Here is a 26,963-nt window from a genome sequence, read left to right as displayed (position 1 = left end):
TTGACGCACCAGCGGCTGGAATCAAGCGTGGTTCCTTTTTGAGCCTATTCTTTAAAACAGCCTCTAAACGCTACAAGGTAGAAGTGTCTAATCTGGTCCAGGTGATGGCACCGTTATTCACCGCATAACGGAGAAGTAGATAGCCGCCATTATGACCGTCTTCAAAGTAGGCGAGCGCGTGTCGGTCGTTGAGGATACGGACGTCTTGGATAGCCATGGTGCCGCCCACGGAGCCTTGGGTTGTTAGCAGGCTTTTCTGCTTGCGCATGAGGTCATTCATGAGGTCTGCCTCCGGGTTTTTGAGGCCTTTCTGTTTCAGGCGCTGCAGATCTTTTTCGCTGAGGGTGCCAATCTCTTCCTCAAACGAAGTGGATTCAGGGGGCGTTACTTTCTCCTCGGTGTCCGGGGTAGTGGTTAGCTCTGGCTGCTCAGATTGGGTAGGGGCAACTGGTTCGGCGGGAACGTTGTGGGTAAAGCGACGGACCTGTTGCTCCAGACTCGTGATTTTCTCGTTGGCCATGGCTAACTGGCTTTCGGCCTGGCTTTGCCTCCAATAGAAGAAGATGGCCAGAAACAGCAGAAATGCGATAACAAGTAGAAGTAGGGCGTTTTTCATAAATCGGGTGCGGGCCAGTAAAAATCTGGCTTCGGCAAGATAAGACTTTTACTATATTCTATAGAAGCAGGTTGTGCTTTTCTGTTTCAGGCTTGTTTTCGGCAAATCAGGTCTAAAACAAAGGGTACAAAAAAGCCCCTCCGGCAGGGGAGAGGCTTTTCAAACGGGAAGATCATTTTCAAATCTCCCAATCTACAAATATTCAAATTAGATGCTGGTGTTCGGGTCGAAGGCTTCTAGGTAATCGGCTACGCGGCGCACGAACATGCCTCCCAGAGAGCCATCTACCACACGGTGGTCATACGAGTGAGACAGGAACATGAATTGACGGATCCCGATCAAGTCTCCCTCCGGGGTCTCAATTACGGCAGGCTTCTTTTTGATCGCGCCTACGGCCATGATCGCTACTTGCGGCTGCATGATGATAGGCGTGCCCATCACGTTCCCAAAAGACCCCACGTTGGAGATGGTGTAAGTGGGGTCCGCTAGGTCAGCCGGCGTCAATTTGTTGATACGGGCCCGGTTGGCCAGGTCGTTCAGGCGCTTGGAGATGCCGTTCAGGTTCATCTGGTCGGCGTTGTGGATTACGGGCACAATCAGGTTACCGGATGGCAAGGCCACGGCCACGCCAATGTTGATGTCGCGCTTCTTGATGATTCTGTCGCCGTCTACGCTTACGTTGATCATCGGGAAGTCTTTGATGGCTTTCACGATGGCCTCAATAAAGATAGGCGTAAAGGTGAGGTTTTCGCCTTCGCGCTTCTTGTAGGCGTCTTTGGTTTTGTTCCGCCAGTTGACAATGTTGGTTACATCGGCCTCCACAAAGGAAGTCACGTGCGGCGAGATGCGCTTGCTGTCCACCATGCGCTGGGAGATCATCTTGCGCATGCGGTCCATCTCAATGATTTCCACGTTGCCGCTGTATGACTGGGCCGGAGCGGTAGAAACCTGGGCCGCAGGCGCTACCGGAGCAGCCTGTGGTTGCGGGGTGGCTTGCGGTTGGGGTGCCTGTACCTGTGGCGCTGGCGCAGCGGCCGGTTGGGCAGCAGGAGCCGTTCCGTTCTGGCGACTGGCTACGTAATCAAGGATATCTTTTTTAGACACGCGGCCCTCTTTTCCGGTACCCGGAATGTACTCCAGTTCCTGCATGCCAATGCCTTCCTCGCGGGCGATGTTGAGCACCAAAGGAGAGTAGAATCGGCCGGAGGCGGGTTGCTCCAGGCGTTGGGTGGCATGCGCTGCGGCCTGCGGTGCCTCGGCAGGTTGGGCTACTGGTTCCGCGCTGGCCTGGGCTTCCTGCTGAGCCGGGGCGGTGGTGACAGGCTGGTCATCGCCGCCGGTGCTGATGATGGCAATAGGAGCGCCTACGGCTACTACCTGGCCCTCTTGTACCAGAATCTCCTTCAGTACGCCGCCCTGGATGGCAGGCACTTCCGTGTCTACTTTATCGGTGGCTACTTCCAGCACAGACTCGTCTTGCTCAATGGTATCGCCCACTTGCTTCAACCATTTAAGCACGGTGCCTTCCATGATACTTTCGCCCATTTTGGGCATCACCATTTCTACAAGAGCCATAGATAAGAGTATGTCAGTTTTTTGAGAGTATGAGATCAGAATACCGCAGTCAGGACAGGGAGCCGGTTGGTGCAATGTTACAGAAAAACAGCGAATAATCACTGGAAAGCCGTAAGCGGTTCTCGGAACCTAACTGTTGTTAGGCAAATTTAGGCTTTTTTGCTTATTCCTCAACCCGCCGACGCAAACTTTGCCTCACTAGGTCCAGGACTTGCAGCGTAGTGTACTCAATATTGAGTTGGCGCGTCTTGTTGTAGTTAATTTTGCGGGCCACGGTTTGGTGGGCATCGGCGTAGGCGATCCAGATGGTGCCTACGGGTTTATCAGGGGTGCCGCCGTCCGGACCGGCAATGCCGCTGGTGGAAATCCCGATGTCGGTTTTCAGGAGCTGGCGCACGCCCTGGGCCATGGCGCATACCGTTTCTTCGCTCACCGCGCCATGCTGCTCCAAGGTTTCGGCTGAAACGCCTAACTGCGCTTTCTTCACCTCATTGCTGTAAGCCACTACGCTGCCCAGGAAGTACGATGAACTGCCAGGTACGCTGGTAAGTTTGTGGGCCACCAAGCCGCCGGTGCAGCTCTCTGCGGTGGAGATGGTCAGGTTCCGTTCCTTCAGGAGGTGACCGATGGCTTCTTCCAGAGGAACTTCGCCGTAGGCAAAGATGTGGTCTGGGATGAGCGCGGTTAACTTGTCTACCTGTTCCTGGAGTTGGGCTTCCAGGTCTTGCCCGTCCTTAGAAAACCCGGTGAGGCGGAGGCGCACGCCGGCTAAGTGGGGAAGGTACGCCAGCTTTATATTGGCTGGCAAGTTGTCTTCCCAATCAGCGATGGTTTCCGAGAGAAAAGACTCTCCTATGCCAATGGTCTGCACCACACTATGGATGATCTGCGGCAGCGCATAATGCTGTTGCAGGTACGGCAAAACGGTATCGGTGACCATGCGCTTCATCTCAAACGGCACGCCCGGCATGGAAACGATTACCGTGTTTTGTTCCTGGAACAGCATGCCCGGCGCGGTGCCCAGCACGTTGCGGACGGGCGTACACGTAGCCGGCAGAAAGGCCTGCTGTCGGTTTACCTCCAGCATGGGACGGTTATACTTCCTGAAGATTTCCTCCACGTCATCCAACGAGGGTTGGTGCAGTTGCAGGTCGGTGTTGAAGTAGCGGGTCAGGGTGTGCTTGGTGAGGTCGTCTTTGGTGGGACCCAGGCCACCGGTGATCAGGACCACATCGGCGCGGGAGATGGCTTGGGTGAGGGCATCCGTAATGGCGTTTGGGTTGTCTGAGATGCTGGTGATCTGCTTTACCCTGATGCCTATCTTGCCCAGTTCCTGCCCTAGCCAGGCAGAGTTGGTGTCAATGACCTGACCGTACAACAGCTCATCGCCGATGGTCATGATTTCTGCCGATATTTCCTTTTCCATTTATTTGGCTTGATTTATGCGTAGGCCCTGTTGAACATCGTTGATCAAAAGTAATAAACATGTACGCACGTATGAAGAAACTTGTCTCCCCGATATTTGTTTTGGGTAGCTTCATTTTAATCGGTTTCACCTCCTGCACTACCGCGCAGATTGAACAAGCCTTGGGCACGGTGGCCCAGCAAACCGGCCAAACAGGACAAAACGGAGCCCTTACCCAGACGGAGGTGGCCTCTGGCTTGAAACAGGCGCTTTCCCAGGGCATCAACAAAGGCGCTACGCAGGCTTCGCAAACCGATGGTTTCTACAAAAGCAGCCTCATCCGGATTCCATTTCCGCCAGATGTGCAGCGCGTTGAGAACACCTTGCGTACCCTCGGGCTGGGTGCTGAGGTGGATAAATTCGTGCTTACCCTGAACCGCGGCGCCGAGGATGCTGCCAAAAGTGCCGCCCCTATTTTCCTCAACGCCATTAAGCAATTAACCTTCAGTGATGTCTGGAACATCCTGCGCGGCGAGCGCGATGCCGCTACCCAATACCTGAAACGCACCACCACCAGCCAACTGACCAGTGCCTTCAGCCCCATCATGCGCAACTCGCTGGACAAAGTGAACGCCACCAAATATTACTCTGAACTGGTGAACCGCTATAACAAGATCCCTCTGGTGAAGAAAGCCGATCCTAACCTGGAGTCTTACGCTACCCAGAAAGCCATTGACGGCCTGTTTACCTTGGTTGCCCAGGAAGAGGCCAACATTAGAGAGAACCCCATCGCCCGTACTACTGAGCTCCTGAAGCGGGTGTTCGGGTCAAGGCAATAAGTTGTACTAAATCACTAGAAAAGGGAAGCTGTATCTGATATAGCTTCCCTTTTTTGTGCCGTTTACCAAAAGAAAGCCAATTACTTAGCCTTCCCGGTAAGCGAGGGTTCGTATTCTGAAGGGGCAGTTGGAGGTCATTTATAGAATAAGTAGAAGGTTGATAATAAGCCAAATGCTCAAGAATTCAGTTCTGTCAAGTTTTAGAAATAGTGACACAACTCAAAGTCAGTGGCAGATGGAGGCGCTGTAATTAGGTTATTCTAAGAGGGGTGTTCTGACCTGAAACAGATTTTGGCTCTTTTTTGAAAAAATAGGCTTAAAACGGGTAAACTTTCCCAATGCATGAGGGGTAAAAGGCAGGGAGTTCATTTTTCCCCTATTATCCATGACTTATTCAAAACTGCCGTACCACCGGCTGGAGAACAAAGCTGACCTAGATATTCTGCTGAACGATATTGGTGATGCCCGCATTGTAATGCTGGGGGAGGCCTCGCACGGCACCTCGGAGTATTACGCCTGGCGCACCGCTATTTCTAAGCGCCTGATAGAGGAGAAAGGCTTCACCTTCATTGCGGTGGAAGGCGACTGGCCAGATTGCTACCAGATCAACAAGTTCATCAGAGGTTACTGCAAACCCGGCACCAAAGTGTCTGATGTGCTCAAGCATTTCAACCGCTGGCCTACCTGGATGTGGGGCAACTGGGAAGTGGCGGCCTTGGTGGAGTGGCTGAAGGAGAATAATGATCGTCCTAACACAAACAAGATTGGTTTCTATGGCTTAGATGTCTACAGTCTCTGGGGCTCGCTGCAGCAAATCATGAAATACCTGGAGAAGAAGGATGGTGGTCATGCAGTAAAGGCGGCCAAAGAAGCCTTCAAATGCTTCGAGCCTTACAGCTCAGACCCGCAGGAGTACGCTCGGGCGGTAGCCTACGTCTCTGAAGACTGCGAAGACGAGGTGCTTTCCATGCTGCAGGAACTGGGGAAACGCGAAAGAGGAGAACCCTCCAACGCCGAGGCAGTTTTCGATGCTGAGCAGAACGCCCTGGTGGCCGTGAACGCCGAGCGCTATTACAAAGCCATGGTGCGCGGTGGCGGCAACTCCTGGAACGTGCGCGACAACCACATGATGGAGACCCTCAACCGCCTGCTGGAATTCCACGGACCAGACTCTAAAGCGATTATCTGGGAACATAACACCCACGTAGGAGATGCCCGCTTCACCGACATGGCCCGCGCCGGCATGGTGAACATAGGGCAGTTAGCTCGCGAGCAATACGGGAGAGAGAACGTGTACCTGGCTGGTTTCGGGTCATATGAAGGTTCCGTGATCGCGGGTGATTCCTGGGGCGCACCCATGAAGAAGATGGACGTGCCGCCTGCCCGCAAAGGCTCTTGGGAAGACTGGCTGCACAACCTGGGCGCCACTGACAAACTGTTGCTCTCCCGGGAACTGCGTGAGATAAGCGAAGTGCGCCAGCAACTAGACCATCGGGCCATCGGGGTAGTGTATGACCCCAACCGCGAGAAGTATGGCAACTACGTGCCCACCATCATCCCGGAGCGCTACGACGCCTTCTTGTACCTTGATGAGACCGAGGCGTTGCGTCCGTTTATCGTCAAAACCAAAGAGAAAGAACCACCAGAAATGTATCCGGCAAACGAGTAAACAATCCGGCCGTCAGGCTGTTTTTATAGGAGTACTAGCGCCATCTTACTACATATATGGGAAAGCCACCGATTAGGTGGCTTTTTTCATGTCAGGCGTTTTGTGGCTGGTTTTTCAAAAAGAAGTTGAAAATGGGTGCCGTGTAGGGGCAATCCCTTGTGGTTGCCCTTTACGATTGCCCTTGCAATATGGCAACCACAAGGGATTGCCCCTACATTAACCTATGTTTATAAGTTTTGGAGCCATTTTCTCCAAAACAGCCCCTAAACGCAATGGCATGTTACAGCCTTTTTCGTTCCGCGGCTTTGTAGTGGAACTCGTTGATGGGCAGTTGCTCGTCGCAGAAGCTGTACTCGTGGGGTACGTTGGATCCGATGATGACTAGGCGGTTTTGGCGGTTTCGTTCCAGGTGCTCCAGGTACCAGGCCACACCAGCTTGGTCCAGGTTGGTGGTGGGCTCGTCCAGGAGCAGGAGCGGGGTGTCTGAGTACAGCGCGAGGCCTAGTTTCAGGCGCTGGCGCATGCCCGAGGAGAAATCCCGGACCAGTTTGTGTTTGGCGGCCTGCAGTTGCAGCAGATCGGGGAGCTGTTGGGGCGTGATGCTGCGCAGTTGCTTGAAGCGGGTATGGAACTGGATCATCTCCTCCAGGGTGAATTCCTCCAGCAGGTCCTGGTACGGGGCAGCCATGGAAAGATATCGGTACAACTCTTCTACCGGTAACGCTTTGTTAGCTACTGAATAGGAAACAGAACCCTCGGTAGGCAACTGGAAACCGCTCAAGATAGAAAGCAAAGTGGATTTCCCGGACCCATTGTGCCCCAGCACGGCATACGCCTTACCCGAGACAAACTCATAGGACAGATTCCGGAAAATCCACTCGTAATTATAACGCTTGCCTAAAGAGGAAAGCTTAATCTGCATCTCGCTGGTAACCTTTGATAATGCCTCGGCCAGAGTTGCGCACAAAGTTCACAATCTCATCACGCTCTGTACTAGGCGCCAAATCAATCTCAATCTTCTCCACCGCCGAGGCTGTGTTCAGCCCGCTCATGAAGAGGATGCGGTAAATCTGCTGGATGTCGTTGATCTGCTCGTTAGAGAAACCTCTGCGGCGCAGGCCAATAGAGTTCACCCCAGCGTAGGACAAAGGCTCACGGGCCGCTTTGATGAACGGTGGCACATCTTTGCGCACCAGAGAACCCCCGGATACCATAGCATGCGCCCCGATGCTCACGAACTGGTGCACCGCCGAGGTGCCGCCAATGAACACGTGGTCATGGATCACAATGTGGCCAGCCAGCTGCACGCCGTTGGCCACAATCACGTTGTTGCCAATGATGCAGTCATGCGCCACGTGCACGTAGGCCATGATGAGGCAGTTGGAGCCGATAGCGGTGGTGTTCTTGTCCAGCGCGGTGCCGCGGTTCAACGTCACGCATTCCCTGATGATGGTATTGTCCCCGATGGACACCGTAGACGGCTCGCCTTTGTACTTCAGGTCCTGCGGCGGGGCCGAGATCACCGCACCCGGGAAAATCTGGCAGTTCTTCCCGATGCGCGCACCTTCCATAATGGTCACATTAGGGCCAATCCAGGTGCCTTCGCCAATCTCCACGTTTTTAGAGATGGTGGTAAAAGGCTCCACTACTACGTTGGTGGCGATTTTGGCTTCTGGGTGGATGTAAGCTAGTGGCTGGTTCATGCGTCTTTTCTTACGATACTTGCTAACATCTCGGCCTCCATCACCAATTGCCCGGCCACGTAGGCCTGGCCTTGCATTCTGGCAATGCCGCGTTTAATAGGCGCCAACAGTTCGCATTTAAAAATAATGGTATCTCCGGGTACTACTTTGCGGCGGAAACGGCATTTGTCCACGCCCATGAAGTAGGTCCAGTAGTTCTCTGGGTCCGGAACGGTACTCAGTACATAAATCCCGCCAGTTTGGGCCATGGCCTCAATCAGGATTACGCCCGGCATCACCGGATTGCCCGGAAAGTGACCCTGGAAGAAAGACTCGTTCATGGTCACGTTCTTCACGCCGGTCACGGTGGTTTCATCCAGGTGGATGATCTTATCAATCAGCAGGAAAGGGTAACGGTGCGGCAGCGTCTGCTCAATGCGGTTGATGTCCATCACCGGAGCCTTCTTAGGGTCGTACACCGGCACGTTCTTCACCGCAGACTCTTTGATATATTTCTTGATCTTCTTGGCGAAGGCCACGTTAGACGCGTGCCCCGGCCGAGCGGCTAGAATCTGACCTTTTAACGGACGACCCACCAAAGCTAAGTCCCCAATCAGGTCCAGCAGTTTATGGCGGGCAGGCTCGTTTTTGTAGCGCAGGTCTACGTTATTCAGAATGCCTTCCTTCTTCACGGCCACTTTGGGCTTTTTGAGAAGGTCAGACAAGTAATCTAATTCGTTTTCTTCCACCACACGGTCTACCACCACAATGGCATTGCTCAGATCGCCGCCTTTGATGAGGTTCTGTTTGAAAAGCATTTCCAACTCGTGCAAAAAGCAGAAGGTGCGGCAAGAGGCAATCTCGTCTTTGAACTGTCGAAGATCAGTAAGAGAGGCGTGCTGAGAACCCAGAACCGGCGAGTGGTAATCCACCATCACGGTCACGCGGTAATCGTCCAGGGGAAGGATCGCGATCTCGGTCTCGCGGGAACCGTCGCGGAACATGATTTCCTCCGGCACCTCAAAGAAGTTACGCAGGGCGTTCTGCTCCTCCAAACCCACTTCCAGCAATGGCTTCACAAAAAGGATAGAGGAACCGTCCATGATGGGAGGCTCCGGGCCATCAATCTGAATCAGGACGTTGTCAATCTCCAGCCCCACCAATGCGGCTAAAACGTGCTCCACTGTATTTACCCGGGCGCCGTTCTGTTCAATGGTAGTTCCGCGGGAGAGGTCCACCACGTTGTCTACATCGGCGTCTACAATAGGTTGTTCTGGCAAATCAATGCGCTGGAATTTATACCCGTGGTTGATGGGAGCGGGCAAAAACGTCATGTTTGACACCACTCCTGTATGCAATCCAATCCCGGATACCGTTACCGGCGCCTTTATGGTATGCTGTTTATCGTTCATGAAGCACTAAATAGGTAAAGAGGGGCTAAAGTTAAAGCTTTTCTCTGAGTTCCTCTACCTGTTTCTGTAACTCGGGGAGTTTCCGGAAAACGGCCATGGCCCTAAGATTCTGTTTATAGTCAAAGGCGGGCGCTCCCTGCACGAAAGTCCCTTCTTCTTTTATGTTTTTGGAGATGCCGGATTTGGCTCCTACAATGGTTTTGTCTGCAATGCTGATATGCCCTACAACGCCCACCTGGCCGGCAATAGTACAATAGTTCCCCACCTTAGACGAACCGGCAAAAGCCGTCTGCGCAGCCACCACCGTATGGCGACCGATCTCCACGTTATGGGCTACTTGCACCAGGTTGTCAATCTTGCTGCCCGTTCTGATGATGGTGGAACCCATGGTGGCGCAGTCAACCGTGGTGTTGGCGCCAATACGCACGTGGTCTTCCAGTACCACGTTCCCGATCTGCGGAATGGCTTTGTAGGAACCGTCTTTCTGCGGGGCAAACCCGAACCCGTCGCTACCGATCACGGCGCCCGCATGGATGGTGCAGGACGCGCCAATGACGCAGTCGGCATAGATCTTGGCCCCGGCGAACAGCACGGTGTTGTCTCCAATGGTGACGTTGTCGCCAATGTATACCTGCGGATAAATGTGCACCCCGTTTCCAATTTTGCAGTTTTTGCCGATATAGGAGAAAGCGCCGCGGTAATGGCGCTCGCCAATGGTGGAGTTCTCGCCTATGAAACAGGGTTCTTCCACGCCGGTACGGGCGGCGGCCACTGCCTGCTGATACACTTCCAAAAGAGTGGAGAAAGAGGAGTAAGGGTCATCCACCAGAATAAGGTTGGCGGAAACTGGCTGCTTGATTTCCAAGGTTTTGGCCACTATCACGGCCGTGGCGCCTGTTGAGTACAGATAGTGCTCATACTTGGCGTTGGACAGAAAAGAAAGAGAGCCCGGAGCGCCTTCTTCAATCTTCGCCAACCGGTTTACCGTGGCGTTACCGTCTCCGTGCACCTGGCCCTGGAGTAAATCAGCAATCTGTTGTACCGTGAATTCCATTGGGCAAAGTTAAGGAAACAATTTTTAAACGAAGACACCTTCACCGGATTGGGCTGCACAAGGCCCTGTCATGGTCTTTGGGGATAAGTACAAAAATCGTGCTCAGCTATTCTAAATGGCTCCATTCTGTTTTAAAACCGATTTGTGAAAAACAGGTCTAATACGCAGATTAGGTGTAGAGCAGTGCCTGAAAAATGAATCATAAATCCCTGAGTGAACTTTGGTTAAGTACGCTGCTGACATACATAGAACAGGAAAGATAACCAAAGGTTAACAATAGGTTTAACGCCCGTTTTACAAAAATCAGCCTGAAACGGATTTGAGATAACTGATGAGGTGAAACGGCTTGTTGTAGCGCAGGCTTTCAGCGTAATACTTTGTAGGTTAGGAAGGAATTGTTCTTGAAGAAAGGCTATTGTAGCTTGTTGCATTTTTGATAAAGAGAGATAGGGGATGTGGTTTGTAATTGAGGTTTTAAAAGGAAATCCTCTGGTTTTTTATTAAATATCTTATCTTGCATGGGATTTGAGAATTGTTTGCAGTCTGCTCATCCCCAGGAAGCCGTTATGGAAAGGGTGAACGGCCAACATCTTCAAAGCCCAGGTGAATTATAAAGAATGCAGTACCAGTTTCTGTGTTCCCAGGAGGGTTGGTTTTTAATGGGACGCGGTGTTCCCAAAGGTGAAGTAACAAGTATGTCAATACGCTTTCTTTTACATATTGTCTTTGCCTTAGCTTTATTGGCCAACGTAGAACCCGTGTTCGCCAGCCCAGCCGATGACCAACGTCGGTTCCTGCACCTGGACGTGAACAACGGACTCTCCCATAATCAGGTCAACTGTTTCCTAAAAGACAGCCAAGGCTATATCTGGATCGGGACCTCGGCGGGGCTCAACCGCTTTGATGGGTACGGGGTCAAGGTTTTCCGGCACAACTCCCGGTCCACGGCTTCCCTCAGGGACAACAGCATCAGCAAACTTTTTGAAGACCCCGAGGGGAACATCTGGGTCACCTCCCAGAAAGGCATCACGGTTTACCATCCGCAGGAAGACCGGTTTGAGCGTAACTATGCGCCGCTGCTGAATAAATACGCGCTGCCACAAGCCCCGGTGGAGGACATTGTGCAGGACAAGACCGGTAATTTCTGGTTTCTGCAAACCGGCCACGGGCTCACCAGATATACTCCTAAGGCAAAAACCTCCACGCCTGTGCCGTTGGCTGGGGCTAAACCGACAACGGGGAATTCCCACCTAATTGACGCCCTCGCTTTCACGCCGCAAGGCGACCTCTGGATTCTGCACACTTCTGGCCTGCTGGAGAAACGGAACGGGAAAACCCTGGCTTTGGAAGCGGTGGAGAAAGGCTTGCAGGAGAGGTTTAAAGGTCAGGCCATGAGTTACGGGATGACCATTGACCGCACTGGCGACCTGTGGCTGTATTCCCTTTCTGAGAGCATCGGGGCTTTGCTGTACCGGCCTGCCACCAAGACCTTCAGTCAGTTCCATGAAAACGCTCCCCAGATAAAGCTGAACTCCAACCTGGTGCGCGGCATTGTGGAAAACGAAGACGGCAAACTCTGGCTTGCCACGGACCACGGCGGCATCAACATCGTGGATAAAAAAGACTTTTCGGTGCAATTTGTCCAAAACTGCCCCGAAATAGAAAACAGCCTCTCGCACAACAGCCTTATCTCTATCTACAAAGACCGCGAAGGCATCATCTGGCTGGGTACCTACAAACAGGGCGTCAACTACTACCATAAAAACCTGCTCCGGTTCCAGCACCACCAGAACCAGATCTTAGTGAAAGGCAGCTTGCCTTATGATGACATTAACCGGTTTGTGGAAGACCCGCAGGGTAACCTCTGGATGGGTACGAACGGCGGCGGACTCCTGTACTGGAACCGCAGCACAAACCAGTACACCCGCTACCAGCACAACCCCAAGGACCCCGGCAGCCTCAGCAGCAACGTGGTGGTAAGCCTCTTGCTGGACAAAGACCAAAACCTTTGGGTGGGCACGTACCTGGGCGGCCTCAACAAGTTTGACGGCCAGAAATTCATCCGCTACAGGCACAAAGAGCAGGATACGTTCAGCCTGTCCCATGACAACGTGTGGGAACTGTTCCAGGACAACCAGAACCGCATTTGGGTGGGCTCCATGCGGGGCGGCCTGCAACAGCTGGACCCCGGCACCGGTAAATTCTACCCATACCATCGGGCGGCGAATCAGCCGGGCATTGACGCACTTTACGTGGCCGCCATTGCCCAGGACCAAAAAGGTCGGCTCTGGGTTGGCGGGGATATTGGCGTGGAGGTTTTGGACTTGAATTCTAAAAAACTGGTCAAATACCAAAACGATCCCCAAAACCCGAAAAGCCTGAGCAGCAACGCCGTGCTCAGTATTTTCCAGGACAGCCGCCAGCAGATGTGGGTGGGCACGAACGAGGGCTTGAACCTGTTCAATCCCAAAACCAACTCTTTCCGGCTGTTCACCAAAGAAAACGGACTGCCGGACAACATCATCCTCAACATCCTGGAAGACCGGAACCACCACCTCTGGATCAGTACGCCCAACGGTATCTCAAAACTTGAAATCTCTGGCCGGCAGGCGGCGGATTTGTCGTTTGTGGTGCGCACCTTTGATGAGTCTGACGGGCTGCAGGGCAAGGTCTTTAATGAAAACGCTGCTTTCCTCACCCGCCAGGGCGAGGTGGTCTTCGGCGGGCCCAACGGGTTCAACATCTTCCAGCCCCGGGAGCTCACCACCAATAAAGTCATCCCCAACATCGTCTTCACCGATTTCCAGCTGTTCAGCAAGAGCCTGAAGGTGGGCGAGGAGGTAGGCGGCAGTGTTATTCTGCCCCAGGCCTTAACTGATGGAGCCCAGATCACGCTCCAGCATGACCAGAACATGTTTACCGTGGAGTTTGCCGCGCTCAACTTCTTCCATTCAGAGAAAAACAAGTACCAGTACAAACTGGAGGGCTTTGACAAAGAGTGGCACACCACCGATGGCGACAACCGCCGCATCACCTACACCAACTTGGACCCCGGCGAGTACCAGTTGATGGTGAAGGCCGCCAACAATGACGGCATCTGGAACAAGGAAGGCATCAGTCTGGACATTGAAGTGCAGGTGCCCTTCTGGCGCTCAGACGTGGCCTATGTGTGCTATTTCCTGTTTGCTTTCCTGGCCCTGATGGTGGTGCGCCGGGTGGAGAAGCAGAAGGCGAACCAGAAGTTTGAACTGGACCGCGAACGGCGCGAGGTAAAGCACATGCGCGAGCTGCACCTCATGAAAATCAAGTTCTTCACCAACATCAGCCATGAGCTGCGCACGCCACTCACGTTGATTCTGGCACCATTGGAGAAATTGCTGGCCGGCTCACAAGACGAACAGCAAACGCGGCAGTTCCAGATGATTAACCGCAACGCCAAACGCCTGCTGTACCTGGTGAACCAACTGCTTGATTTCCGCAAACTGGAGGTAGAGGAAGTGGCTTTTGCGCCTTCGCACGGCAACATTGTCAAGTTCATCAAAGAGGCGGTGTATTCCTTCTCAGATTTGTCTGAGAAAAACCACGTGCACCTGTCTTTTGAAAGCAGCATCCAGGAACTGCACGCCTCTTTTGATATGGATAAGCTGGGCAAGATCCTGTTCAACCTCTTGTCCAACGCTTTCAAGTTCACGCCGGAGAACGGAAACATCAAAGTAGAGGTAAACTGTCATGAGAACGATTCTGCTTCAGAGGGCTTGCACCTGCTGGAGATCAAAGTTTCTGATACCGGCATAGGCATTTCCAAAGAAAACCAGGAGAAGATCTTTGACCGTTTCTTCCGGGAAGACGTGCCCGATAATCTCGTGAACCAGGGCAGCGGCATTGGCTTGTCCATTACCCGCGAGTTTGTGAAAATCCACGGCGGCATGATCAAGGTGCAGAGTGAACCGGGCCAGGGCAGTTGCTTTACCGTCACCCTGCCCATCAAAGTCACCGGTTCTATTATCGAAGGCTCAGAGGCAGACCTGCCAGAAGAGGTGGTACCGGCACTGGTTACCAAACCCGAGGTGCCGAAACGCGCCGCAGAAGACGCGCCTGAGAATGAGTTGGTGGTGTTGCTGGTGGAAGACAGCGAGGATTTCAGGACTTACCTAAAGGAGAGTCTGAGCGCTCATTTTACCGTACTGGAGGCCAAAAACGGCAAGGAAGGTTGGCAGAAGGCGTTGTCCTGCCTGCCAGACCTTATTGTGAGCGATCTCATGATGCCTGAGCTGAACGGCATTGAGTTCTGCAAGAAGATCAAGTCAGACGCCCGCACCTCGCACATCCCGTTCATTCTGTTAACCGCCCAAACCGCCGAGGAACAGAAACTCAAAGGCCTGGGCATTGGCGCCAACGACTACATCACCAAGCCTTTCAATTTTGAGTTGCTGCTCTCGCGCATGACCAACCTCATCTCGCAGTGCCAGCTGATGCAAAAGGCCTACGGGAAGAAGATCAGCGTGCAGACCAGCGCCATTGACATTGTTTCCCTGGATGATAAGCTCATCCAGAAAGCCATCAGGGTGGTGGAGGAAAACATTGACTGCGCGGAATTTTCGGTAGAACTCATGGCGCGGGAATTAGGTATGAGCCGGGTGTACCTCTACAAGAAGATTGTGGCGCTCACAGGCCAGTCGCCGATGGAGTTTATCCGGAAGATAAGGCTGGAGCGCGCGGCCCAACTCTTGGAGAAAAGCCAGCTCACCGTAGCCGAGGTCGCCTACGCCGTAGGTTTCAACAATCCCCGCTACTTTTCCAAATACTTCAAGGAGGCCTATCACATGCTGCCCTCCGTCTACGCCGAGAGCAAACAGTCGCACCCCATCACCTAATATTCCTTTCAGCCAGAAATTCTTCCCTTGGCATTCGCTACTATCCGGCAGCTTCAGATTTGCCGGAGGTTGCTTTGGGCTTCGTTTCTAAAAAGAAGCCCTAAATCGTCATTTCCGCTTACAGCCAATTCACGTCCCATTGCCGGGCATCATCTTAAGTTATAAGGGATGTTCCACCTATCTCCGCCTTACCGCCTGCTCAAAAGACCTCGTAGTGCCCGATGGTGCTGCAAGCTGCCTTGCCAAACGTGTTAAGCCATCATTTCCAATTCAGCCACCCGGCAATTATTCGTTTCAGGTCTTCTTTCTGAAAAACGACTTCAAAATAGAAGCCCGATTTTACCTCCGCATCAGGTGGACCCTACTGCTTTGGGGATTCCCCTCTTCTTTATAGACTCCTTTTCTGAAAACGAGCCATAAACGGCGGTCAAAAGGGCTACGTGTTGGGTTTGTTAACATTTTGTAAAAATAAACCTGCTTTTAAACGCAAAAAATGCGGTTTTTTCATTTGTTAACGGATGCAACATAGATAGGAAACATTTGATACATATGCCCTCCTGAGGCCTTCCTTACCTTCATCCTGTTAATTTCTGGGTCATTTAGAGCCGCCAATCATAGGCGATTGTTGGCCAGAATGATCACACATCAACCTTTACCAATTATCTAATGAAGCTTAGAAACACGCTTTGTTTTGCCCTTGTCGCCACGCTGTTTTCCTTTAAGGAGCCGGCGGTGAAGAACTACCAAAAACTGGCCGATGGGGTGCTTGTGAAGCTGGACCAGAAATCCAGCGGTGATCCGCAGTACGTGCAGTTACGCGTGGTGGCAGACAACATTGTGCAGGTGCAGGCCACGCCAGAGGCGAAATTCTCCCCCGAGCCCAGCCTCATGGTACTGGAAAACAAAAACGTGAAAACCGATTGGCAATTCCAAGAGAAAGGCAAGACCCTGGTGTTGAATACCAAAGACCTGCGGGTGGAGGTAGGCGCCGAGACCGGGGCGGTTTCTTTCTTCGATAAAAACGGCAAAGTGCTGTTGCAGGAAAGCAACCAGGGACAGCAGGCCTTCGCGCCGGTGAAACTGGACAACGAGCAGAGCTACCGGTTGAAGAAAGCCTTCAGCGTGGACAAAGACGAGGCGTTTTATGGCCTGGGGCAGCACCAGACTGGCCTTATGAACTATAGAGGCTGGCAGATTGACCTTACACAGTACAACTCGGTGGCCGTGGTGCCGTTCCTGGTGTCCAGCAAAAACTACGGCATTCTGTGGGACAACAACTCCATCACCAAGTTTGGGGATGTGCGCCCTTACCAGCAGCTTTCCAAACTGAAACTTTACGGCAAAGACCAGAAAGCCGGCGGCCTCACCGCTACCTACGCTTTTGATAAAAAGACCGGGAAAGCGCCCATCGTGCGGCAGGAGTCAGAGATCACCTATGAGTTTCTGGAAGACCAGAAAAAATATCCCGCAGGTTACTCCTTGGAGGGTGGCCTCATGACCTGGGAAGGTTTTATTGAGAGCGACGCCACCGGCGACCACCGTTTTGAGATGCCTTCTTCTGGCTACGTGAAGGTTTGGGTAGACAACAAACTGCTGCTGGACCGCTGGCGCGAAGCCTGGAACCCGGGCATGTCGGTGTTCAAGGCGCCGCTGCAAAAGGGCAAGAAACACGCCTTCAAGATTGAGTGGAACCCAGACGGCAATGTGTCTTACCTGGCGCTCCGCTACCTCACACCGCAATCGGCGGAAGACTTGAACAAGATCGCGTTCTCTTCCGAGGCCGGAAATAAAATGGCTTACTACTTTGTGTATGGTAAGAACCTAGACGAGGTGGTGAGCGGCTACCGCGACCTGACCGGCAAAGCCCAGGTGATGCCTAAGTGGGCCATGGGTTTCTGGCAGAGCCGTGAGCGCTACAAAACCCAACAGGAGTTACTGGACGTGGTGAAAGAATTCCGCAAGCGGAAAATAGGTTTGGACAACATCGTGCAGGACTGGTCTTACTGGAAAGAAGACCAGTGGGGCAGCCAGGAATTTGATAAAACCCGCTTTCCAGATCCACAAGGCATGATCAACGAGGTGCACGCGAACAACGCCAAGATCATGATCTCCACCTGGCCTAAGTTCTACGAGGGCATTGAGGCCTACAAACAGTTTGATCAAAAGGGCCTGCTCTACAAAGCCAGCATCAACGAGCAGATCAGAGACTGGATTGGCAAAGGCTACGTGTCTACCTTCTATGATGCCTTCAACCCTGAGGGTCGCCGTATGTTTTGGAACCTGATTAACGAAAAGCTCTACAAAATGGGCATTGACGCCTGGTGGCAGGATGCTTCTGAGCCAGATATCCTTTCCAACTCCTCTATTGAGCACCGCAAAGCGCTCATGAACCCCACGTACCTGGGCTCGGCTGAGAAATACTTTAACGCCTACGTACTGCAGCACAACAAAGGCATCTATGAAGGCCAACGCGGCACCAATCCTAATGACCGCGTCTTCATCCTGACCCGCTCAGCTTTTGGCGGATTACAGCACTACGGGGCGGCCACCTGGAGTGGTGACATCGCCGCTACCTTCGAGGAAATGGGCCGCCAGATTCCGGCTGGTCTAAACTTCTCCCTGTCTGGCCTGCCTTACTGGACCACCGACATTGGAGGGTTCTTCGTGGAGAACAAATATGACCGCGGACCTATGACGCCGCAGGCCCAGGAAGAATGGCGCGAGCTGAACACCCGCTGGTACCAGTACGGCACCTTTACGCCGCTGTACCGTTCACATGGGCAGTTTCCGTTCCGGGAAGTGTACAACATCGCGCCAGATGACCACAAAGCCTACCAGTCTATTGTGTACTACAACAAGCTGCGTTACCGCTTAATGCCTTACATCTACTCGCTTACCGGGCAAGTGTACCATAAGAACGGCACCATCATGCGTCCGCTGGTGATGGACTTCGGGACGGATAAAAACGTGCTCAATATCAATGACCAGTTCATGTTTGGCCCAAGCCTGCTGGTGAATCCGGTGCACGAAGCAAAGGCCACCAGCCGCAAACTGTACCTGCCTGCCAACACCGGGTGGTACAGCCTGTATGACGGAACCTACCAGAAAGGCGGGCAGCAAATCACGGCTGCAGCCCCGTATGAACGCCTGCCGCTGTACGTGAAAGAAGGCTCTATTCTTCCATTCGGGCCAGAGCTGCAATACACCACTGAGAAGCCCGCTGAGACCATCACCCTTTATGTGTACGGTGGCAAAGACGCTTCCTTTGAGCTCTACGAAGACGAGAACACCAACTACAACTACGAGAAAGGCAAGTTCGCTACCATTCCCATCACCTACAACGAAGCCTCTAAAACCTTGACGGTGGGCAAGCGCCAGGGCGAGTTCAACGGCATGCTGCAGAAGCGCACCTTCAACGTGGTGTTTGTGCAACCGGGCAAAGCCAAAGCTCTGGCTTTTGACGGCAAGGCAGATGCCACCATCGCTTACGCCGGAAACGCGACCTCTGTAAAACTGAAATAATCCTTACCTGATCCTATACTAAATTATTCACGTCATTCTTTTACCTATGAGAAAATACCTACTGCTTACTTGGTTGCTCTGTTTGTGCGGGGTAGCCTTTGCCCAACAAACCGTCAGGGGCAGAGTCACGTCCCAGGAAGACGGAGGGGCTGTTATTGGAGCCACCGTTAGTGTGAAAGGCAACGCCACCCTGGCTACGGGTACAGACGTGGATGGAAACTTCCAACTGAGCCTGCCCACCGGAAATGAAACCCTGGTGGTTACCTATATTGGGTTTGTCACGCAAGAGGTAGCCGTGAATGGCCGCCCGCAAGTGAACATTGTGTTGAGGACCGATGCCAAAGCCTTGGAAGAGGTAGTGGTGGTTGGGTACGGGGTGCAGCAGAAGAAACTGGTGACCGGTGCCACCGCCCAAGTGAAAGGGGATGACATCCAGAAGCAAAGCACCACAGATCCTCTGCAGGCCTTACAAGGGCAAGCCTCCGGGGTGCAGATTTCTTCCACATCGGGGCAGCCCGGCGAAAGCATGCGCGTGGTGATTCGGGGTCTGGGTACCATTGGCAACGCCAGCCCCTTGTATGTGGTGGATGGCGTGTTAACCGGTGATATCTCTTACCTGAACCCCGCCGATATCCAGTCTATTGATGTGCTGAAAGACGCAGCCTCTGCGGCGATCTACGGATCGCAGGCGGCCAACGGGGTAGTATTGATTACCACCAGAACTGGCAAGAAAGGACAACCTGCGCAAATCACCTTTGACTCTTACACCGGGCTTCAGAACCTGGGCAGAAAACAGGAGATGCTTAATTCACGGGAGTATGCCACCATCATGAACGAAGCCAACGTGAACTCCGGCAGACTGCCCGCCTTCACCAATGAGCAAATCGCAGCCATGGGAGAGGGTACCGACTGGATTGACCAGATCTTCGTGAAAGATGCCGTGACGCAGAACTACTCTTTAGGTGCTACAGGCGGTACAGATATGACTACTTTCTCTACGGCCTTGTCTTACACCGGGCAAGAAGGGATTGTAGGCGGGAAAAACCTGTCCAACTATGAGCGCTACAACTTCCGGTTTAACTCTGAGCACAGCTTCTACAAGGATATCCTGAAGTTTGGCGAGCATTTGACGTTCTCTTACATCAGGAGAAACGGGATCAGGGTAGGGAACCAGTACAACAACTCTCTGCGCGGGGCCTTCAATACCAGCCCTTTTGTACCAGTATATGATGAAGAGGGTAACTTCTTTGACAACAGCAACTCTACCTGGTTCAACGGCGAAGCCAACCCCTACGCGCAGTTGGTGTATGACAACCAGAACCGCAGAAACAACCAGCGATTGTTGGGAGATGTGTATCTGGTGTTAGAGCCCATCAAAAACCTGAGATTCAGAACCAGCTTCGGGATAGACTATAACGCCAGTGAAAGCCGGTCTTTCACGCCTCTCTACAAGTTGTCTATCTATGCCTTCAACAACAACTCACGGGTAAACCAATTCCAGGGCAAAGGCCAATCCCTTATCTGGGATAACCTCTTGACCTATAACTTCAACGTCAACACAAACCACAACTTTGAGGTGATGGCGGGTACTTCTGCTTTTAGAAGCGACGGAGCCCAACTTTCCGGCAGCAACATCAACCTGGTGTTGAGTGACCTGGAACACGCCTACCTGACCAACGCGTCTAACACCGACGGTACTACCATTGACCTCACCGGTGAGCCTTGGGCCCAGGACAGAAGGATGTCTTACTTTGGTAGATTCAACTACAACTTCAAAGAAACCTACCTGATCAACGCTACTTTCCGGGCCGACGGCTCGGCCAGATTCGGGAGAAACAGACGCTGGGGATACTTCCCGTCCATCTCTGCCGGTTGGGTGGTAACAAACGAGACCTTTGCTGATGGCGCCGGAGATTGGCTGGATTACTTTAAAGTTCGCGCCAGTTGGGGCCAGGTAGGTAGCCAGAACATTGATCCTTACCAGTTTGTGTCTTTGGTGACATTTGCCAACACCAACTACATTTTCGGTGATAAAGAAGGAGTACTTACCCCAGGTGCTTATATCAGCAGATTGGGCAATGATGATGTGAAGTGGGAGACCTCAGAGCAAACGAACGTGGGGTTTGATGCCAACTTCCTGGCCGGCAAACTGAGCGTGAACTTTGACTGGTATGACAAAACCACCAAGGATTGGTTGATCAGAGCGCCAATTCTGGCCACGGCCGGAGCCGATGCTCCCTTCATCAACGGAGGCGATGTGAAAAACACCGGGGTGGAGTTAGCGTTGGCGTACAACAGCAACGTAGGAGGCTTCAACTACAGCATTGGCGTTAACGGTGCCTACAACAAGAACCGCGTGCGCGAAATCCCAACCAATGACCAGATCATCCACGGCGATCCGAACGTGTTGTTTGACAACTCCCTGGAATTCTACAGAGCGCAGAACGGCTATCCAATCGGGTATTTCTGGGGCTTGAAAACGGATGGTATTTTCCAGACCGAGGCAGACGTAGCCGCCTACAGAGGCGCTGAAGGCACCCTGATCCAGCCCACTGCCCAGCCAGGCGATGTGCGTTTCGTGGACCTGAACGGCGACGGCGTGATTGACAACGCAGACAGAACCCAGATCGGGAATCCAAACCCTGACTATACCTTCGGGATCAACCTGTCTGCCAACTACAAAGGGTTTGACTTCTCTTTGTTAGCCTCAGGCGTGGCCGGAAACCAGTTGGTGCAGTCTTACCGCAACCAGGCCAGCCAGTATCCAAACTTTACCACGGCTATCCTGGACCGGTGGCATGGACCGGGGTCTTCCAACACCATGCCCCGCGTGACCACTGACAACAGAAACTGGGCAACCTTCTCAGACCTGTACATCCATGACGGCGATTTCCTGAGAATCAGCAACATTTCCCTTGGATATGATTTCGGAAAACTGATCAATAAAAGCTATTTGCGCCAGGTGCGGGTATATGCCTCTGTTCAGAATCTGTTCACTTTCACCAAGTATGAGGGAATGGATCCGGAGATTGGATACAGCAACGGTTTCGCCAGCGGGGTAGACTTAGGGTATTACCCACGCCCCAGAACTGTTTTGGTAGGCACAAACATTAAATTCTAATTCCAAGGAGGTTCATAGAAATGAAAAATATAAGCAAAGCAATTCTCTTGGCGGGCGTCTTATCCTTAGGTGCATGTAAGGATAGTTTCCTGGAGGTTGACCCCATCACCAACGTAACCGATACAAACTACTTTAGAACCCCAGAAGATGCCTTCAGGGCGCTGGTAGGCTGCTATGATGGCTTACAGATCATCTGGTCAGAGGGAGTGAGTTTACCGGTGGCCGCAGAGATAATGTCAGACAATGCCTTCGGGGGAACCGGCGCCTCAGACGGATTCGGGTACCAGATGCTGGATGAGTTTGACAGAACCCGCTCTCCCGCCGACCAGAACCTGTTTGGGGCTAACTGGGCCGCCTATTACGAGGCGGTTTTCCGGTGCAATACCCTCATTGGGAAGATGGACCAGATCAACTGGACCGGAAGTGAGCAGCTGAGAATGGCCTATGAGGCAGAAGCCAGATACCTACGGGCTTTCCTGTACTTTGACATGGTGCGCCTGTGGGGCAATATCCCGTTGGTGATCGCTCCTACCACCGAAAACGTGCCCCAGGCTACCCCAGACGAGGTGTACAAACTGATTGCCGAGGACCTGAAGTTTGCCGCTGAGAACCTGCCGGCTACGAATTATGCCGCGCAAGCAGCGGGTAACAAGGGCCGGGTAACCAAATGGGCCGCAGAGTCTCTGATTGGCCGGGTGTACCTGTATTACACCGGCTACTACGGTAAGTCGGATTTAGTGGGTACCGTATCTCAGGCCCAGGCTCTGGCGTATCTGGAGGATGTGATCTCCAACAGCGGGCACGGACTGGTAGATGATTTCGCCAACCTGTGGCCAGCCGCGTCGGTGGCCAACTATGCCGGCGAAGACAACAAGGAAACGGTTTTTGCCGTGAAGTACACCTACACCAGCGATTACAACGGAAACACCGACGGAAACCACTGGATGGTGATGCTGGGCATGCGCGAGCAATTCAGCTACCCGTACGGAAACGGTTGGGGTGGTGGCACGGTTAACCCAAAACTGTGGACTGCTTTCAGTACCAATGATACCCGTAAAGCGGCTTCCATTATTTCCATCGCAGATGAGAACATCAACTTCGCGAACCAAGGAAAGCAACGGGAGTACACCGGCTATTACAACAAGAAGTACAGCCCCATGGTGGATGAGCAAGGCAACAGCATTCCCGTGGAGAATGGCGCGGTGAACTTCATGATCGGGCAGTTCCAAGACTATGTTGCCATCCGTTTTGCCGATGTGCTGCTCATGGCCGCTGAGTTGGGAAGCCCCAATGCCCAAAGCTATTTTGACCTGGTGAGAAAGCGGGCCTACAAAGAAAACGTCACGCCAATAGCCGTGTCAAAAGCTGCGATCATGGCAGAACGCCGGTTAGAGTTCGCCAATGAGGGAATCCGGTACTGGGATCTGCTTCGCCAGGGCATAGACGTGGCAGCGAACGCCATCGCGGAAAGCACCACTTTACTAAACGCCGGGTCTCCGGTGGCCAAGGTGATTGCGGCAAACAAGGTAAGAGAAACCCAGGGATTGCAGCAGATTCCGTATACCCAGATAACTTTATCTAACGGAGTCCTGAAGCAAAACCCAGGTTGGTAAGGGCAAGAAGATAGGCATAAAAAATAAGGGTTTTCGGCCTGATTTTCTAAAAACGTGCTCTAAATGGGCCCTTGGAATCAGGCCGGAAAGTTTCTTCTGACAATCTAAAATCATACAGATGAAAAAGTTAAAATCATTCTTATCACTCATCCTGCTGGGGGCTTTCGGTTTATCTGCCTGCCAGGACGATGACCATGAACTGGGGGCCATGCTGTCGCCCTCTGATGTTTCCATTAAGGTGGTTCAGGATCTGTCTTTGGACCCAGGTGGGAACACGGTCATCCTGATCAACGAAACCCCGGAGACCATCTCCATGTGGGATTACCAGACCGGCCGGTCTACCCGCACCATTGACACCGTTAGATACGCTTTTGCCGGTGACTACACCATCAAATTCTCGGCGGTGACCGGTGGCGGAATTGTGGAGCTTCCGGCTAAAACCATCAAGGTTACCCAGAACAACCTCAACTACGTGAATGACCCGCTGTGGACCGCTCTTTCCGGCGGACCGGGCAACGAGAAAACCTGGATCCTTGACATTGACGCCCACCACTTTGATGGTCCTATGTACTTCTATGGCACAGACACCGGATGGGAAGGCGTATGTACCAAAGCCGGCGGAGACTGCTGGAACTGGAACCCAGACTACAAAGGCAATTCCTGGCTGATGCCGTACGGTGACTACGGCACCATGACCTTCAGCCTGAAAGGCGGCGCTACCGTAACGGCGAACCACACCATGATCCCTGGCAAAGGCACCGAGACGGGTACGTACTTCCTGGATGCGGCCAAGAAAACCTTAACCCTTACCGGTGCTTCTATTCTGCATGATGCCGGTCGTGATGCCTGCGTTGCCGATTGGGGCAACATCAGATTGCTGACTTTGACCGAGAACTCCATGCAGTTGGCGGTGCTGCGTAAAGGCTCCTGCGAAGGACCTGCCTTGCTGGTGTACAACTTCGTGCCTAAGCCATAAGGTCTGAGAGTACTTTGAATCCTTGTCCCTCATGAGATTGAAGGGCAAAAAGCAGAATCGGCTGGTGAACATCTGTAAAGCTGGTGGTCTCCAGCCGATTTCTTTTTAAACCAATTCACCCATTATCTACCTCCACAAACATGATGCGGCAAAAACTGCACCTTCATACCCTGCTTATCACGCTATTGACGTTAGGAGCCTGTACTTCCACGGATACTTTGGTAAGGGAACGCGCTGATTTTACCAAAAACTGGTCCTTCAACTTAGGCGACAATGCCAGTGCCAAGGAAACCACTTTCAATGACAGCCAATGGCGCAAACTGAGCGTGCCCCATGACTGGAGCGTGGAAGGCAAATTTGATGAGAAGAACCCGGCGGGCGCCGGCGGCGGGGCTTTGCCCGGCGGCATCGGTTGGTACCGCAAAACCTTCACCGTAGACGCAAAGGACAAAGACAAACTGGTTTACCTGGACTTTGACGGCGTTTACACCAATTCTGAGGTTTGGGTCAATGGTCAGTACCTGGGCAAAAGACCTTACGGGTATATCTCTTTCCGGTATGACATCACGCCGCACCTGAAATACGGGCAGGAGCAGAACGTGGTAGCCGTAAAGGTAGACAACGCCCAGCAGCCCAATTCGCGCTGGTACTCAGGGTCTGGCATTTACCGCAACGTGTGGTTGGTGAAAACCAACCCGGTGCACGTAGACCAGTGGGGCACGTTTGTGACCACGCCGCAGGTATCGGAGCAAGCCGCTACGGTAAACATCACTACCAGCATCAGAAATGCCAAAAAGCAGAGCGGAGACATCACCTTGCGCACGCTGGTGGTGGATGCCCAGGGCAAGGAAGTCGCCCGTACGGCCTCGGAGAAAGTAGCCTTGCAGAACGACGTTACGGAGGTGAAACAGGACCTGACGGTGACTAATCCCAAGCTATGGTCGGTGGAGAATCCGTACCTGTACAAAGTGGTGACGCTGGTGGAGCAGAACGGCAAAGTGGTAGACAACTTTGAGACGCCGCTGGGCATCAGGACCTTCAATTTCGATGCGAAGACCGGTTTTACCCTCAACGGTAAGCCCATGAAGATCAACGGGGTCTGTAACCACCATGACCTGGGTGCTTTGGGCGCGGCCATCAACGTGCGGGCGCTGGAGCGGCAACTGGAGATCATGAAAGGCATGGGCGTGAACGGCATCCGGACCTCGCACAACCCACCGGCCCCTGAGCTGCTGGACCTCTGCGACAAAATGGGCTTCATTGTCATGGACGAGTCCTTTGACATGTGGAAGAAAGAAAAAAGCAAGTATGACTACAGCCTGGCCTGGGACCAGTGGCACAAACGCGATCTGGAGAATTTCATCAAGCGCGACCGCAACCATCCCAGCGTGTTTATCTGGAGCATCGGCAATGAGATACCGGAACAGTGGGCCCCGGAGGGAACCACCATTGCCAAAGAACTGGTAAGCATCGTGAAGAACCTGGACACCACACGTCCGGTCACGGTGGGCATCAATGAGCCGAACCCCAACAACACCATCTATAAGTCTGGGGCTTTGGATTTATTCGGGTTCAACTACCACCACCAGGACTTTGAGAAGTTTCCGCAGACCTTTCCTGGGCAGAAATTCATCGCAACGGAGACCGTATCGGCGCTCATGACGCGCGGGCACTATGACATGCCGGCAGACAGCCTTCGCCGCTGGCCTATCCGGTGGGATCTGCCTTTCACCACGGGCAACAAAGACCTCACTGTATCGGCGTATGACAACGTAAGCACGCCCTGGGGTTCTACCCACGAGGAGACCTGGAAGATCATGAAAAAGCACGCCTATCTGTCTGGACAGTACATCTGGACCGGCTTCGATTACCTGGGGGAGCCCACGCCGTACACCTGGCCGGCCCGTAGCTCTTACTTCGGGATTGTGGATTTGGCCGGTTTCCCCAAAGACGTGTATTATATGTACCAAAGTGAGTGGACAAACAAGCCCGTGCTGCACGTTTTCCCGCACTGGAACTGGGAGCCCGGCAAGACCGTGGATGTGATGGCCTACTACAACAACGCCGATGAGGTGGAGCTGTTCCTGAACGGGAAATCGGTGGGCGTGAAGAAGAAACAAGGCGATGACCTGCACGTGAGGTGGCGCCTGCCTTTCCAGCCGGGGACCTTGAGAGCGGTATCCCGCGCGGGCGGCAAGGAAGTCCTCACGAAGGAAATTAAGACCGCCGGGGCTCCGGCCAAAATCGTGCTGGAGGCCGACCGCACCCAAATCTCCGCCGATGGCAAGGACCTGTCCTTCGTGACGGTGAAGATCCTAGACAAAGACGGCAACCTGGTGCCCCGCGCCGATAACCTGGTTCACTTTACCATAGACGGAAAGGCAACCCTCGCGGGCGTGGACAATGGCCTGCAAACCAGCATGGAGTCGTTCAAAGCAAACCACCGCAAAGCGTTCAACGGGCTCTGCCTGGCCATCCTGCAGGCGCAGGAAGAAGCCGGCACCGTGAAACTGACGGCCACTTCTGAAGGACTTGCCCCGGCTACCGTGACCATCCAACTGAAAAAGTAAAAGACAACCCTCTGTTTTAAGCCTGATTCTGAAGA

The 26,963-nt window shown here is 53.0% G+C and carries 15 protein-coding genes; 8 read left to right on the top strand and 7 right to left on the bottom strand.

Annotated features, from left to right (window positions below):
- Positions 1–70: 70 nt before the first annotated feature.
- The 3 genes from FOA19_RS01945 to FOA19_RS01935 all read right to left on the bottom strand — a co-directional run bounded on the left by FOA19_RS01945 (position 71) and on the right by FOA19_RS01935 (position 3,617).
- Positions 71–616, bottom strand: coding sequence for a hypothetical protein (locus FOA19_RS01945; RefSeq protein ID WP_149089115.1), 546 nt, complete (start codon positions 614–616; stop codon positions 71–73).
- Positions 617–823: 207 nt separating this feature from the next.
- On the bottom strand, positions 824–2,191 hold the full coding sequence (locus FOA19_RS01940; RefSeq protein ID WP_149089114.1) for a dihydrolipoamide acetyltransferase family protein: 1,368 nt from the start codon (positions 2,189–2,191) through the stop codon (positions 824–826).
- A 163-nt stretch (positions 2,192–2,354) separates the two neighbouring features.
- A complete protein-coding gene (locus tag FOA19_RS01935; protein ID WP_149089113.1) occupies positions 2,355–3,617 on the bottom strand; it encodes a competence/damage-inducible protein A in 1,263 nt (420 codons plus the stop codon).
- Positions 3,618–3,688: 71 nt separating this feature from the next.
- Between FOA19_RS01935 and FOA19_RS01930 the strand changes: the two genes are divergently transcribed.
- A complete protein-coding gene (locus FOA19_RS01930; protein ID WP_149089112.1) occupies positions 3,689–4,435 on the top strand; it encodes a DUF4197 domain-containing protein in 747 nt (248 codons plus the stop codon).
- Between the two features lie 385 nt (positions 4,436–4,820).
- Complete coding sequence (locus FOA19_RS01925) at positions 4,821–6,104, top strand: erythromycin esterase family protein (protein WP_149089111.1); 1,284 nt, start codon at positions 4,821–4,823, stop codon at positions 6,102–6,104.
- Between the two features lie 280 nt (positions 6,105–6,384).
- Here FOA19_RS01925 and FOA19_RS01920 read toward each other — a convergent pair whose 3' ends face one another.
- The 4 genes from FOA19_RS01920 to lpxD are packed head-to-tail and all read right to left on the bottom strand — an operon-like array spanning position 6,385 to position 10,252.
- Positions 6,385–7,026, bottom strand: a complete 642-nt coding sequence (locus FOA19_RS01920) for an ABC transporter ATP-binding protein (RefSeq protein ID WP_149089110.1) — start codon at positions 7,024–7,026, stop codon at positions 6,385–6,387.
- Positions 7,016–7,807 (bottom strand): acyl-ACP--UDP-N-acetylglucosamine O-acyltransferase, encoded by a 792-nt coding sequence (gene lpxA, locus FOA19_RS01915; RefSeq protein ID WP_149089109.1) that lies wholly within the window; start codon positions 7,805–7,807, stop codon positions 7,016–7,018. The genes FOA19_RS01920 and lpxA overlap by 11 nt, the downstream gene beginning before the upstream one ends.
- On the bottom strand, positions 7,804–9,198 hold the full coding sequence (locus FOA19_RS01910) for a bifunctional UDP-3-O-[3-hydroxymyristoyl] N-acetylglucosamine deacetylase/3-hydroxyacyl-ACP dehydratase (RefSeq protein ID WP_149089108.1): 1,395 nt from the start codon (positions 9,196–9,198) through the stop codon (positions 7,804–7,806). The genes lpxA and FOA19_RS01910 overlap by 4 nt, the downstream gene beginning before the upstream one ends.
- A gap of 31 nt (positions 9,199–9,229) precedes the next feature.
- Positions 9,230–10,252, bottom strand: coding sequence for a UDP-3-O-(3-hydroxymyristoyl)glucosamine N-acyltransferase (gene lpxD / locus FOA19_RS01905; protein ID WP_149089107.1), 1,023 nt, complete (start codon positions 10,250–10,252; stop codon positions 9,230–9,232).
- Between the two features lie 695 nt (positions 10,253–10,947).
- On the opposite strand from lpxD, the gene FOA19_RS01900 reads away from it, so the two are divergent.
- The 6 genes from FOA19_RS01900 to galB all read left to right on the top strand — a co-directional run bounded on the left by FOA19_RS01900 (position 10,948) and on the right by galB (position 26,928).
- A complete protein-coding gene (locus FOA19_RS01900) occupies positions 10,948–15,126 on the top strand; it encodes a hybrid sensor histidine kinase/response regulator transcription factor (RefSeq protein ID WP_190300253.1) in 4,179 nt (1,392 codons plus the stop codon).
- A 666-nt stretch (positions 15,127–15,792) separates the two neighbouring features.
- On the top strand, positions 15,793–18,648 hold the full coding sequence (locus FOA19_RS01895; protein WP_149089105.1) for a TIM-barrel domain-containing protein: 2,856 nt from the start codon (positions 15,793–15,795) through the stop codon (positions 18,646–18,648).
- Between the two features lie 46 nt (positions 18,649–18,694).
- Complete coding sequence (locus FOA19_RS01890) at positions 18,695–21,769, top strand: SusC/RagA family TonB-linked outer membrane protein (RefSeq protein WP_149089104.1); 3,075 nt, start codon at positions 18,695–18,697, stop codon at positions 21,767–21,769.
- Positions 21,770–21,789: 20 nt separating this feature from the next.
- Complete coding sequence (locus FOA19_RS01885) at positions 21,790–23,382, top strand: RagB/SusD family nutrient uptake outer membrane protein (RefSeq protein WP_149089103.1); 1,593 nt, start codon at positions 21,790–21,792, stop codon at positions 23,380–23,382.
- Between the two features lie 118 nt (positions 23,383–23,500).
- Positions 23,501–24,358, top strand: a complete 858-nt coding sequence (locus tag FOA19_RS01880; protein ID WP_149089102.1) for a hypothetical protein — start codon at positions 23,501–23,503, stop codon at positions 24,356–24,358.
- A 140-nt stretch (positions 24,359–24,498) separates the two neighbouring features.
- The gene (gene galB, locus FOA19_RS01875) at positions 24,499–26,928 is read left to right on the top strand and encodes a beta-galactosidase GalB (RefSeq protein WP_223808685.1); all 2,430 of its coding nucleotides are present in this window, start codon (positions 24,499–24,501) and stop codon (positions 26,926–26,928) included.
- Positions 26,929–26,963 lie beyond the last annotated feature (35 nt).

The organism is Rufibacter hautae, from assembly GCF_008271695.1.
Lineage (GTDB): Bacteria > Bacteroidota > Bacteroidia > Cytophagales > Hymenobacteraceae > Nibribacter > Nibribacter hautae.
This window is presented reverse-complemented; position numbering and strand designations above follow the sequence as displayed.

What these genes read in the sequence shown, in the direction of transcription:
- FOA19_RS01945 (WP_149089115.1), bottom strand. Translation starts at nt 616, where the DNA reads ATGAAAAACGCCCTACTTCTACTTGTTATCGCATTTCTGCTGTTTCTG.
- FOA19_RS01940 (WP_149089114.1), bottom strand. Translation starts at nt 2,191, where the DNA reads ATGGCTCTTGTAGAAATGGTGATGCCCAAAATGGGCGAAAGTATCATG.
- FOA19_RS01935 (WP_149089113.1), bottom strand. Translation starts at nt 3,617, where the DNA reads ATGGAAAAGGAAATATCGGCAGAAATCATGACCATCGGCGATGAGCTG.
- FOA19_RS01930 (WP_149089112.1), top strand. Translation starts at nt 3,689, where the DNA reads ATGAAGAAACTTGTCTCCCCGATATTTGTTTTGGGTAGCTTCATTTTA.
- FOA19_RS01925 (WP_149089111.1), top strand. Translation starts at nt 4,821, where the DNA reads ATGACTTATTCAAAACTGCCGTACCACCGGCTGGAGAACAAAGCTGAC.
- FOA19_RS01920 (WP_149089110.1), bottom strand. Translation starts at nt 7,026, where the DNA reads ATGCAGATTAAGCTTTCCTCTTTAGGCAAGCGTTATAATTACGAGTGG.
- lpxA (WP_149089109.1), bottom strand. Translation starts at nt 7,807, where the DNA reads ATGAACCAGCCACTAGCTTACATCCACCCAGAAGCCAAAATCGCCACC.
- FOA19_RS01910 (WP_149089108.1), bottom strand. Translation starts at nt 9,198, where the DNA reads ATGAACGATAAACAGCATACCATAAAGGCGCCGGTAACGGTATCCGGG.
- lpxD (WP_149089107.1), bottom strand. Translation starts at nt 10,252, where the DNA reads ATGGAATTCACGGTACAACAGATTGCTGATTTACTCCAGGGCCAGGTG.
- FOA19_RS01900 (WP_190300253.1), top strand. Translation starts at nt 10,948, where the DNA reads ATGTCAATACGCTTTCTTTTACATATTGTCTTTGCCTTAGCTTTATTG.
- FOA19_RS01895 (WP_149089105.1), top strand. Translation starts at nt 15,793, where the DNA reads ATGAAGCTTAGAAACACGCTTTGTTTTGCCCTTGTCGCCACGCTGTTT.
- FOA19_RS01890 (WP_149089104.1), top strand. Translation starts at nt 18,695, where the DNA reads ATGAGAAAATACCTACTGCTTACTTGGTTGCTCTGTTTGTGCGGGGTA.
- FOA19_RS01885 (WP_149089103.1), top strand. Translation starts at nt 21,790, where the DNA reads ATGAAAAATATAAGCAAAGCAATTCTCTTGGCGGGCGTCTTATCCTTA.
- FOA19_RS01880 (WP_149089102.1), top strand. Translation starts at nt 23,501, where the DNA reads ATGAAAAAGTTAAAATCATTCTTATCACTCATCCTGCTGGGGGCTTTC.
- galB (WP_223808685.1), top strand. Translation starts at nt 24,499, where the DNA reads ATGATGCGGCAAAAACTGCACCTTCATACCCTGCTTATCACGCTATTG.